Origin of the sequence: Polynucleobacter sp. MG-28-Ekke-A2 (assembly GCF_035012985.1) — a bacterium.
In the GTDB taxonomy this organism is placed as follows: Bacteria; Pseudomonadota; Gammaproteobacteria; order Burkholderiales; family Burkholderiaceae; genus Polynucleobacter.
This window is the reverse complement of the sequence record NZ_JAYGQU010000005.1, coordinates 111,763-123,122: the sequence shown is the minus strand read 5'-3', so window position 1 is coordinate 123,122 and position 11,360 is coordinate 111,763. Positions and strand designations below refer to the sequence as shown.

Annotated in this window: 12 protein-coding genes; 7 read left to right on the top strand and 5 right to left on the bottom strand. The window is 45.1% G+C overall.

Annotated elements, in window-relative coordinates; translation table 11 throughout:
* Positions 1-166 precede the first annotated feature (166 nt).
* A complete protein-coding gene (gene mog, locus VC188_RS05220) occupies positions 167-793 on the bottom strand; it encodes a molybdopterin adenylyltransferase (RefSeq protein WP_323483248.1) in 627 nt (208 codons plus the stop codon).
* Positions 794-819: 26 nt separating this feature from the next.
* Here mog and pmbA point away from each other — a divergent pair, with 26 nt between their 5' ends.
* The 4 genes from pmbA to VC188_RS05200 all read left to right on the top strand — a co-directional run bounded on the left by pmbA (position 820) and on the right by VC188_RS05200 (position 5,511).
* A complete protein-coding gene (gene pmbA, locus VC188_RS05215; protein ID WP_323483247.1) occupies positions 820-2,166 on the top strand; it encodes a metalloprotease PmbA in 1,347 nt (448 codons plus the stop codon).
* A 75-nt stretch (positions 2,167-2,241) separates the two neighbouring features.
* The gene (locus VC188_RS05210; protein WP_215320521.1) at positions 2,242-3,324 is read left to right on the top strand and encodes a TRAP transporter substrate-binding protein; all 1,083 of its coding nucleotides are present in this window, start codon (positions 2,242-2,244) and stop codon (positions 3,322-3,324) included.
* Positions 3,325-3,438: 114 nt separating this feature from the next.
* Complete coding sequence (locus VC188_RS05205; RefSeq protein ID WP_323483246.1) at positions 3,439-4,716, top strand: divalent metal cation transporter; 1,278 nt, start codon at positions 3,439-3,441, stop codon at positions 4,714-4,716.
* A 9-nt stretch (positions 4,717-4,725) separates the two neighbouring features.
* Positions 4,726-5,511: a sulfite exporter TauE/SafE family protein gene (locus tag VC188_RS05200; RefSeq protein WP_323483245.1), complete on the top strand. Its 786-nt coding sequence runs from the start codon at positions 4,726-4,728 to the stop codon at positions 5,509-5,511.
* Here VC188_RS05200 and VC188_RS05195 read toward each other — a convergent pair.
* Positions 5,504-6,169: an alpha/beta hydrolase gene (locus VC188_RS05195; protein WP_323483244.1), complete on the bottom strand. Its 666-nt coding sequence runs from the start codon at positions 6,167-6,169 to the stop codon at positions 5,504-5,506. The genes VC188_RS05200 and VC188_RS05195 overlap by 8 nt on opposite strands.
* A 120-nt stretch (positions 6,170-6,289) precedes the next feature.
* Here VC188_RS05195 and VC188_RS05190 point away from each other — a divergent pair, with 120 nt between their 5' ends.
* The 3 genes from VC188_RS05190 to VC188_RS05180 all read left to right on the top strand — a co-directional run bounded on the left by VC188_RS05190 (position 6,290) and on the right by VC188_RS05180 (position 8,215).
* Positions 6,290-7,519, top strand: coding sequence for a dicarboxylate/amino acid:cation symporter (locus VC188_RS05190; RefSeq protein ID WP_323483243.1), 1,230 nt, complete (start codon positions 6,290-6,292; stop codon positions 7,517-7,519).
* A 91-nt stretch (positions 7,520-7,610) separates the two neighbouring features.
* Positions 7,611-7,838 (top strand): hypothetical protein, encoded by a 228-nt coding sequence (locus VC188_RS05185; protein ID WP_323483242.1) that lies wholly within the window; start codon positions 7,611-7,613, stop codon positions 7,836-7,838.
* A complete protein-coding gene (locus VC188_RS05180; RefSeq protein ID WP_323483241.1) occupies positions 7,838-8,215 on the top strand; it encodes a hypothetical protein in 378 nt (125 codons plus the stop codon). Before VC188_RS05185 ends, VC188_RS05180 begins: the two co-directional genes overlap by 1 nt.
* Positions 8,216-8,224: 9 nt before the next feature.
* Here the strand turns inward: VC188_RS05180 and VC188_RS05175 are convergent, their stop codons facing one another.
* The 3 genes from VC188_RS05175 to VC188_RS05165 all read right to left on the bottom strand — a co-directional run bounded on the left by VC188_RS05175 (position 8,225) and on the right by VC188_RS05165 (position 11,180).
* Positions 8,225-8,443 carry a hypothetical protein gene (locus tag VC188_RS05175; RefSeq protein ID WP_323483240.1) on the bottom strand — a complete coding sequence of 73 codons (219 nt, stop codon included), beginning with the start codon at positions 8,441-8,443 and terminating at the stop codon, positions 8,225-8,227.
* A gap of 203 nt (positions 8,444-8,646) precedes the next feature.
* On the bottom strand, positions 8,647-9,522 hold the full coding sequence (locus tag VC188_RS05170) for a transglutaminase family protein (protein ID WP_323483239.1): 876 nt from the start codon (positions 9,520-9,522) through the stop codon (positions 8,647-8,649).
* A 128-nt stretch (positions 9,523-9,650) separates the two neighbouring features.
* Positions 9,651-11,180, bottom strand: coding sequence for an ice-binding family protein (locus VC188_RS05165; RefSeq protein ID WP_323483238.1), 1,530 nt, complete (start codon positions 11,178-11,180; stop codon positions 9,651-9,653).
* Positions 11,181-11,360: the final 180 nt, after the last annotated feature.

Here is an 11,360-nt window from a genome sequence, read left to right as displayed (position 1 = left end):
GCTGTAAATCCTTCTTTGCCTGACAGGTAGTGATTGATGACCTCTAGCTTGAAGTCTTTGCTGTATTTGGACATGAGACTGACCCTTTAAAGTTGGATTGGGTGTCCAACTTTTGTGGGTCAGTTCAATTGCGGACCTTTTGTGTATCTTCTCCAAGCAGTTGAGATCAAGTTTTCTTAAGAGCACTCTTCGGTCTGAAGACTTTAATGACGGTTTCGTTAGTTTCGATATACGGGCCGCCAATTAGATCAATGCAGTAAGGCACCGCTGCAAAGATGCCGGGAACAATCGATTTACCGTTCTCGTCTTTCAGGCCTTCAAGCGTTTCTGCAATTGCCTTAGGTTGTCCGGGCAGGTTAATGACCAGTGCGGCATGACCATCAATTTCTCTGAGGACAGCTGTCTGTCTGGATAGAATAGCGGTCGGTACAAAGCTCAAGCTAATTTGACGCATTTGCTCACCAAACCCAGGCATCTCACGAGTACCAGCTTCACGAGTGGCCTCAGGGGTCACATCTCTTCTAGAGGGCCCAGTGCCACCTGTAGTAAGAACGAGGTCGCAACCTAGCTCATCTACAAGCTCAATGATCGACTCGGTAATGGCTTCCGACTCATCAGAAATGAGGCGCTCATGAAAAACACAGGGATTGCTAATGGCTTTAATGAGCCAGGTTTGTAGGGCGGGAATGCCTTCATCCTGGTAGACGCCTTTGCTAGCGCGATCCGAGATGGAGATGAGGCCAATTTTGACCTCATTAGGGCTGTTTCGTTTCAGGGCTTCTGTATGCTTCATGTTTCTATTCTAGCTATTATTAGGGTATGTTTACATATACATCCAACCAGTTTCAAGAAATCATCGATTTCATGCTCAAAGAGGCCAAAAGAAGGGGTGCCTCAGATGCCGTAGCGGAGGTTTCAGAGGGTCAGGGCCTCTCCGTTACAGTTCGTAAGGGTGAGGTTGAGACTATAGAGCAAAGTCTGGATAAGCAAGTGGGGGTCACCGTATTTTTGGGTCATCACCGCGGTAACGCCAGCACTAGCGATTTCTCAAAAGCATCATTAAAGGCAACGGTTGATGCTGCCTATCACATCGCACAACACACAGCAGAGGATTTGTGTGCAGGTCCCGCTGAGGCTGATCTCTTAGAAAAAAGTCCGCTGGATTTAGATTTGTTTCATCCATGGAATATTGATGCAGCCGCTGCAGTAGAAATCGCACGTAGTGCTGAGGGCGCGGCATTTTCAGTGAGCAAACAAATTAAAAATAGTGATGGCGCATCGGTATCCGCACACCATGCGCATTTCATGATGGGAACGTCGCATGGATTTATGGGCGGCTATCCTTTTTCTCGTCACTATATTTCTTGTGCGCCAATCGCTAGCGAAGGTGGCAAGAAGGCTCATATGCAACGTGACGATTGGTATTCCAGCTCTCGCATTCCCGAGGAATTGGCCGATCCTGCTGCAATCGGAACGTATGCAGCTCAGCGAGCCTTGTCACGTCTCAAGGCCAGATCTCTAACAACTCGACGTTGCCCGGTGATCTTTGAAGCGCCCCTCGCTGCGGGTTTATTGGGCGGCCTAGTGCAAGCTGTTTCAGGCGGCGCTCTTTATCGCCGCTCCAGCTTTCTACTCGATAGCTTGGGTAAGCAAGTATTGCCCAAACATATCAGCTTGTTTGAAGATCCGCATCTAAAGTCAATGACTGGTAGTGCACCATTTGATGAGGAGGGTGTGAAAACTTCTGCCAGAACAGTGGTGAACAAAGGAATACTCGAAGGTTATTTTTTATCGACTTATTCTGCTCGCAAGTTAGGCATGAAAACCACCGGTAATGCTGGTGGGTCACATCACCTGACTTTACAAAGTAAGAAAACGCCTAAGGGCGGCTTACCTGCACTATTAAAAGAAATGGGCACCGGTTTATTGGTGACAGAATTAATGGGGCAGGGGGTCAATTACGTGACAGGTGATTATTCACGAGGCGCATTTGGTTACTGGGTTGAGAATGGAGTCATTCAATACCCTGTTGAAGAGGTTACCATCGCTGGTAATCTACGCGATATGCTGATGGATATCCAGCTAATTGGCAGTGATACTCTTATTCGTGGCACTAAAGAAACGGGATCGATTTTGCTGGGCTCAATGACCGTTGGTGGAAAATAAAGCAAGACAATCAATACAGACTCAAAAAATAGTCTTGATATAAAAAATTTATTATTTTTTAAAGGGGTGACGGAAATGCAAAGACGTTCATTTTTAAAGAAAGCCACTATTGGTGCCGGAGCTGCAGCCTTAGCTGCACCGTCGATTGCACAAAGTTTACCAACTCTAAATTGGCGTCTGGTTTCAAGCTTCCCTAAATCATTAGATACTTTATTTGGTACTCCTGAGGTATTCGCTAACGCTTTGCGTAAGGCTACTGACGGAAAATTTAACGTCAAGGTATTTGCAGCTGGTGAAGTAGTTCCAGCGCTTCAGGTATTGGATGCTGTACAAAATGGCACTGTAGAGTGCGGGCACACTGCGAGCTATTACTACCTTGGTAAAAATAGTGCTTTTATCTTCGATACTGCTGCACCATTTGGTTTAACTGCTCGCCAACAATCTGCTTGGATGCTGCATGGTAATGGTATGAAATTAATGCGCGAACTCTATGCCAGTTACAACATTGTGAATTTCTTAGGTGGTCAAACTGGTACACAAATGGGTGGCTGGTTTCGCAAAGAAATTAAATCACCAGAAGACCTGAAGGGTTTGAAATTCCGCATCGCTGGATTTGCAGGGCAGGTACTTGCAAAACTCGGTGTAGTGCCTCAGCAGCTTCCAGCTGGTGAGATTTATTCGGCTCTGGAAAAGGGTACGATTGACGCTGCAGAATTTGTTGGACCCTATGATGATGAAAAGCTAGGCCTAGCAAAGGTTGCCAAGAATTACTACTACCCAGCTTTCTGGGAGGGTGCCGCCGGACTTTCTTTCTTAGTTAATAAAAAGCAGTGGGATTCCTTGCCCCCTGCCTATCAGGCAGCATGGGAGGCAGCTTGCTTCGAAGCGCATACCGATATGTGCGCAAAGTATGATGCGCTCAATCCACCTGCGTTACAACGTCTCCTGCAAAACGGCGCCGTACTTCGAAAGTTCAATACTTCTATCCTAGATGCGTGCTTTAAAGCAAGTCAAGAAACATATGCAGAGGAGTCTGCCAAGAATCCGCAATTCAAAAAGATTTTTGAGGACTACCGTGCATTTAGAAACATGGAAGCGCAGTGGTTTAATGTGGCTGAGCAAGCATTTGCTCAATATAGTTTTAGTAAGAAACTTTGAGAGTTAAATCAATCAGCATAAGGGCTCTGTATGAGCCCTTTATTTTGAAGTGGATCCTCCTGTGCGCTCTATTAAAGGCTACACTCAAAGGATGATCTTTTCACCGCAACCCATATGAATCTCTCGGAAATCTGGGTCCGCATTAAGCAACATCCTTTATCTCGGGTAGGTCCGGGATTGGTGACGGGTGTAGCGGATGATGATCCAAGTGGGATCGTCACTTATTCTCAAGCCGGTGCGCAATTTGGTTTAAATATGCTTTGGACAATGCCCTTTGCATATCCTTTGATGTCGACAATTCAAGTCTTATGCGCTCGTATTGGTAGGGTGACTGGTCGTGGTTTATCCGCCAATATGAAGTTGGCTTTTCCGCCGCTTGTATTGGTTGCTCTAGTGTTATTGCTATTGATTGCCAATGTTCTCAATATCGCTGCAGATATTGCTGCGATGGGTGAGGTAGCACAGTTGGTTACGGGTGTTAATTGGCACATCATGACCGGTATCTTTGTATTGTTGACTTTGGTTTTGCAGATACTGATTCCTTATCGCCACTATGTTTTCTTTTTGAAGTGGTTATCACTTTCCCTACTGGCATATGGTGCCGTCCTTTTTACGGTGCATATTCCTTGGGGTGATGTGATCTGGAGTACCTTCTTCCCTCAGCTGACCTGGAATGCAGATTCGGCCGCCGTAGTGGTTGGTATTTTTGGCACTACTATCAGCCCCTATTTATTTTTTTGGCAATCCTCCCAGGAAGTAGAGGACATGAACTTGCATGGTCAGCCCAGTCTGCTTGAGCAGAAAAATCCCGAGGTGGTCACTGCAGAACTCAGAAGAATTCATTGGGATACATGGAGCGGTATGCTGTACTCTAATGTGGCTGCGTACTGCATTATTCTCGCTACAGCAGTCACTCTTCATGCTGCAGGCATACGCGATATTAATACTGCTGCTCAAGCTGCATCGGCCCTGAGACCACTTGCCGGCGAGTTTACCTTTCTGCTTTTTGCGCTGGGGATCTTGGGCGTCGGGCTGATGGGTGTACCCGTTCTTGCTAGTTCGGCTGCTTATGCTTTGTCAGAAGTATTTGGCTGGCGCTCTAGCTTGGAAGATAGCGCTGCTCAAGCAAGCAAGTTTTACGCCATCATTGCCTTGAGCGTGTTGATTGCTCTGGCGATTCAATACTCACCCATTAGTCCTATGAAAGCCTTGTTTTGGAGTGCGGTAATCAATGGGATTGTCGCTGTACCACTTATGGTGGCCATTATGGTTTTGTCATCAAAACAGTCAGTGATGGGGGCTCATGTCGCCTCTTTGAGCATGAGGATTTTCGGATGGCTAGCGACAGGCTTTATGGCCGTAGCCGCTGCCTACTTATTCATAGCTTGGTAAGATCGCTGGATGCTTGATTTACTCTTTGCCTCCCTGGTGCAATCTTTTCACACGCACTCACTTGCTTTTTTTGTATGTGCGGTCATCAGCGTCACCATTCTAGGTATATCTAAAAGCGGCTTTGGTGCCGGGCTTGGCACCCTCTCACTACCTTTGATGGCTAGCCAGGCTCCAATTAATGAAGCTTTAGCAATCATGCTGCCACTCTTAATTGTGATTGATTTAGTGGGTTTGCGTCGCTACATTCAGAATGCGAACTGGGATATTCTTAGGATTGTTATTCCCCCAGCCATAGCAGGTCTTCTGTTGGGAATGATTTTCTTTACTGCGATCACGCCTCAGGTATTGACGCTATCGATTGGTATTTTTACCCTTCTCTTTTTGATTCAGAATCTTGCTATGTCTCGCATAGAGGCGAAGGAGACAAAGTCCTATCCCTGGCTTGGGCGGGCCATGGGGTTGACGTCTGGCTTTACTTCCTTTGTTGCACATATTGGTGGGCCACCGATTACGGTGTATATGCTCAGAGAAAAACTCTTGCCAATGGTTTACACCTCGACCTTAGGTGTCTTTTTCACGGTTATGAATTTTGGGAAGCTGGGGCCTTACGCCTATTTAGATCTATTAAATTACAAGCAATTGGCAACCTCAATCATCCTATTACCTTGCGCACCAGTAGGCGTGTACTTTGGCTTTTACTTAGCTAAAAGAATCTCAATGAAATGGTATTACCGAACAGTGAGATTCTTTTTGCTGATTGCTAGTATCAAGTTAATTTCGGATGGGCTTATTTAGCCGCCAATAATTCTTGCAAGAAGCGCGAGATATCCATGAGCTCTTCATGATTAACGGAGTGCTCCATGGGGTATTCATTCCAATCTACTGGATAACCCATTTGTTCTAGTAAGGCATGCGATGCTTGGGCGCGGTCAAGAGCAACTACGGGATCATAAGTGCCATGTGCCATAAAGATTGGTGTCTTAGCATTGGCAGTATGCTTTTCAATATTGGCAGTCATTGCTAAGGGTAGGTAGCCTGACAGGGCAATAATGCCGGCAAGTCTGTGTGGAAAACGTAAGCCAATATGCAAGGCCATTGCACACCCTTGAGAAAAGCCAGCCAAAACAATCTTGTCATAGGCAATCCCGCGCTCAGCCTCTTTTTCGATTAACTGAACAATCGCCGCTGCCGATTTTTGAATGCCTGCCGCATCTTCTTGATCCATCAGGTTTCTGCCAATGATGTCATACCAGGCTGGCATGACGTAGCCACCATTAACGGTGACGGGCATGCTTGGGGCGCTGGGAAACACAAAGCGAATGCCAGGGCAGCCAGCTAGCTTTAATTCAGGAATGATGGGTACGAAATCATTGCCGTCGGCCCCAAGACCATGCAACCAGATAACGGCAGCTGTTGGATTCGGGCTGGTTTTCAATTCGATGCAGGGCAGCATATTTATTTTCCATGATGTATGTTCAATCATTCATTATCAACTTTTTCAGTCTTGATTGATGTTTAGCGGGCCTAAAGGTAGGTAGAATCTTCTTGTTCCCCCTCATTAATTAGGCCATCCATGAACTCTAAAAAGCTAACTCACTTTATTCTAGGGGCGATGGTCTTGGGTGTTTTGGTTGGCTATCTTGTCAACTTATATGGTGCAGGAACCTCTTTCCCCGATCAGTACGTCCTTTACATTTCAATCTTGACGGATGTTTTTTTGCGTTTGATCAAGATGATCATTGCTCCCTTGGTATTTGCCACCTTGGTTGTTGGTATAGCCAAAATGGGTGATGCCTCGACTATCGGTAGAGTAGGTCTAAAAACCTTCTCTTGGTTTATTTCCATGTCGCTGGTTTCTTTATTGCTTGGCTTAGTCATGGTCAATATTCTGCATCCGGGTATTGGTGTGGAATTAACTCTGCCGGAGATCGCGGCCAATACTGGATTAAATAAAGCGAGCCTTAATTTTCCAGATTTTGTGAGACATATTTTCCCGATCAGCATCTTTGATGCGATGGCTAAAAACGAGATCTTGCAGATCGTAGTTTTTGCTGTTTTCTTTGGGGTTGGCGCAGCAGGCATGGGGGCTAGAGCGGATGAGTTCATTCGTAATCTGGACATGCTCTCCCACATCATGCTCAAGATTACGACTGCAGTGATGAAGATGGCTCCTATTGCAGTCTTCTCAGCAGTTTCATCTGTCATTGCGGAAAATGGTGTCAGCATATTGATGACCTATGGAAAATTCATGCTGAGTTTTTATGCTGCTATTTTCACCTTGTGGATCGTCATCATTCTGATTAGTTCCTTGGTATTAAAAAATCGCACATGGGCTTTAGTGAAGATGTTGCGTGAACCGGCTTTACTTGCGTTTACAACTGCGAGTTCAGAAGCAGCTTATCCAATGACTCTAGAGAGAGTGGAGCGTTTTGGCTGTAAAAACAAAATTGCTTCTTTTGTTTTGCCGGTGGGATATTCCTTTAACTTAGATGGGTCGATGATGTATTGCACATTTGCTGCCATCTTTATTGCGCAGGTCTACGGTATTGAGATGGAGCTCAGCCAGCAGCTCTTAATGTTGCTGGTGTTAATGATCACCTCAAAGGGGATAGCAGGTGTACCGCGAGCCTCGTTGGTAGTTATTGCCGCAACCCTATCCCAATTTAACTTGCCAGAAGCAGGCGTCCTATTGATCCTTGGGGTAGATCACTTCTTGGATATGGCGCGTTCAGCAACCAATGTATTGGGTAATGGCTTGGCAACGGCCGTTATCTCTAAATGGGAAGGTGAGCTTGAGGGCTAATTAAATACCTTTAAATGAATCCCACTTTAATAAAGCACAGGTGTAAGATGGTTTTATTAACTTGATCTAGTTATAAAAAAAGGGGGCTCAAATGAAACCGTTTTATATCGACTACCCCCAAGAGAAGATTGAAGAGCATCAGCATGCTTATCGCTGCCTTCATTGCAAAATTCCCACCACCATCATTTTTGGTTTGCTAGAGAATCACGCTGAACATTGCGACTACCGAATCTATCAAAGTAAATGGACTCAGCTTGCTGTAAAGCTTAGGCCTCACAAGACGCATTTTGACGAACCCCATGTTGACGAGGTAGATTGATGAAAACATATCCAATTGCTCTGGAATTAACTGTTTGGGAAGATTTGGGTCTTAACCAATACGAGGTGACAATTGACGAGGTCTCCAAGATTTCTATTAAGCGCACAGATGATGTGCTGCGTACCAGAGAGTTAACGGGTAACGAAGTGAGTACATTAATTGCTGCTATCGAGTCCTTACGCGTTCCTGTGAGTGATGAGCCCAAGGGGATTGAGAGCAATAAGGTGTCTACTAGTTATGAGCTGATTGTCGAGTCCGCCCATTTCTCCTTGGAGTTCAACTGGGAGGATGTTGATACCAGCGGTGTTAATTCAAAAGCATTTGAATCTGTTTCTGCAATGACGGCGGTTGTAGTGAGTCTAGATTTGGCCCACTGAAATCCGATCTCAGGCCTCCATCACAATAAATTCACCTAGTGAGACTCTTTCTCTAAATTTCGAGAAGGAAAAAAAGGCTTTTATTTTCCGCGTATTGATCACCTCAATCTTCCCATCGGGGGTGAGGTTGGCAAGATAATCCCCCTCAGGAAAGAGGGCCTCAGGAATGCTTTCGGTCTCGAGTATTTGGGCCGGCAATACCAGGCTCTTTGTAATTTTTATACGCATGCACGTATCTTAGGTTTTAATAATTAGAACGATATTTATCTTTGCACAACTTCAAATCCTATGCACCAAAGAGGGGTTTGGTGGGTGGGAGCCTAAAAAGCCTTTAAAAAATACCCTTCCAGCCAAATCAAGTAGAAAAGTGCCATTACTTGCACTGAAGTTGTGCATTACTTCAGTTTTTTTAGACATTATGGTTAAGCAGATTAATCACCGGTAGATACGGCATTTGCTACATGCCGAGGAATCATTAGATCTCCTTGTGCATTCGGAATGGCTTTAATGGAGACTGTGGGTGTTGAACCTCGGACAGAGCCAAATATAGTAGCAATGGCGGTATCAGCTGCATCCCTACCGGTACTGAGTCTTACAAATCCCATGGGTATTGCAATTCCAGAGGGGTCAAAAATAAACCAATGACCGCCAAGATATACCTCTACATACGCATGAAAATCTGTGGGGCCAAGAATAGGATCTGAGCCATAGTCAATGCCAGTAACAAATCTCGCGGGGATGTTGAGTGCTCTGCATAAGGCAATCATCAGGTGGGCAAAGTCACGACACACGCCTGCTTTACTCAGATAAGTGTCTACCGCAGTAGTGTGCTCTGTAGAGGTGTTATTACAAAAGCGAACGTGATTAGTAACCCAATCCTTGATTGCTTGAACGCGACTATAGCCTTGGGACATATTGCCGAATGTCTTTACGGCGATATCTTTCATGAAATCGGATTGGCAATATCTGCTTGGATATAGGTAGATCAATACCTCCCCGGGCAGGCTATTTATGGGCACTTCATATATTTGGGAAGGTGATGCTAGGTAGTGGTTGAGATCAACCACTCCTCCGTACTCCAACTTTAAAATTCCAGGAAGCCCTTTAAGTCTAAGCAATTTATTGTGACTACTCGGGTCGGTATAACTCCCCAGTGAGATGTCTTGATTCACATTGAGATATTCGTTAATGATCAACTGGTGATTCGTTTGACATGCCTGAATGCTGAAGATGAAATCACTTCCTGGCTGGTCAATTTCGTAGTTGAGGCCAATAGAAAATTCCAATCTGATGATACTGTCGCTCATATAAGTAGATGGTTGCCTAAGAATGCTTTTGATAATGAGATGAGTAAGTAAATTACAAAGCATCTAAAGAAGAAACCCCCATCATTTCTGACGAGGGTTTCAAGATAAACAAAGCTTTTATTTAAATATTAGAAAGGCGTAGTAATCGTCGTGTTGACCATGGTTACAGAAGCATCTAATCCAATTGCTCTGCCATATAGGTAGGTTTGAGCTGTTTGCCCAGCAGTTGAAATGGTGACACCAGCTTTGGCAATAATCGTGCCATACATGGTGCTACCATTTTCAATGCGGGCCAAACTACCTACTTGCCAATACACATTCTTAGCTAACGCACCATTGACGAGAATGACTCTTCTTGGCGTGGCAGATAAACCAACGGTTAATTGCGATGGGACTTGGAAAATCCAGGCAGCATTTGGGTCATTCGCCGCATCTAAGGTAAGGTCTCCTGTAGTAATGATAAATTCAGAGGCTGCAGACTTATAGGTGCCTGGCAACAGTGTTCTAGTACCCAGCTCTGGATTGGTTAGTATTCCAGAGGGCATTGCTTCCATCTGGTTATAGGCAGTTAGTGCATCGGTTGCTGCCACAGTAGCAAGGGCTAGTTGCTCTGCAGTTCCTGGTGCCGGCGGTCCACAAAGGATGTTACCGGTAACTAAACCAATATTGAGCGTAGTTTCGGTATAGACGTTGGCTGCATCATGAAAGCCTGTAAAAAGTGTGCAGGCTGCTGTAGTGCCAAGTGAGCCGTTAACTACCGTGTTGATACCTTGGTTAGTTGAGCCAGCACCACCACCAAATGTACCGTAAGCACTGATTGTGCCTAAGTTGATTGTTACTGGGGGCGCGCATGCCTGTGAGCTCGTAGTAAAGCTTATCGCTGCGGCTGTGCCGAGAGCATTGCCCGCTAGATCTTTTACTCCAGTGGTAATGTGCACTGTATATGGGGTGCTAGCAGAGAATCCGGGCGGGTTAGTGACTGCAAATTTAGCGATATTGTTTAATGCATCATAGGTAATGCTACCCGGAACTAAAGCGCTTGATAGGTTGTTAGTAACGTTAAACGTTGTAGCAGTGATGGTGCTTGCATCCATTGGTTCGCTAAAAGTAATGCTGACATCTTTAGTGGTACATATACCCGTAGCGGCATCAATAGGACTTGTTGATGTAATGGTTGGCGGGGTGTTGTCGGCGCCTGCTGCTGTTGTAAAACTCCATGTAAAGTTACTCGCCATGGCAACACCATTGACATTTTTAACATCTTTAGTAATTGTTGCAACGCAGGTAGTATTAGCAGTGAAATCGGTGGCATGTTGCAAAATGGCTAAGCGACTCGCTGCATCGTAGGTAACAGTAATTGTTCCTGCGACAGGTGTAGAGGCTGGGCACGCAACTGAAAAACTAGTCGAATTGATGGTTGATGCCAACATATCTTGACTAAATTTTGCCGTAAGCCCCAAATTAGTAGCAACGCCTGAAGTAATGGGCGATGTTTTAGTGGGAATTGTTAAAAGCACTGTTGGTGTAATGACTGGTGCTATTGGAGTAGTGCTAGCACTGTCAGAGCCGCCTGAACCACCGCATGCCGCCAGCACACAAGCAGCTATCGCTGTTAATGCGTGACGGTAGTTCTTGTTTAAGCAAGTAGATAATCGCATAAAAAATCCCTTCAAATTGGCGTGTTCACCTGAACACATTCCATGAATTCATTTAAAAAGAATTGAAGTGAAAAGTCTGTCTGCTATCGAACACATTATTTTTTACTTATTTTCTATGTCCGCTAACAGACAGACGAATAAGTCACTCATTCTTTAGAGTAAATATTCGTAATCTAAAGA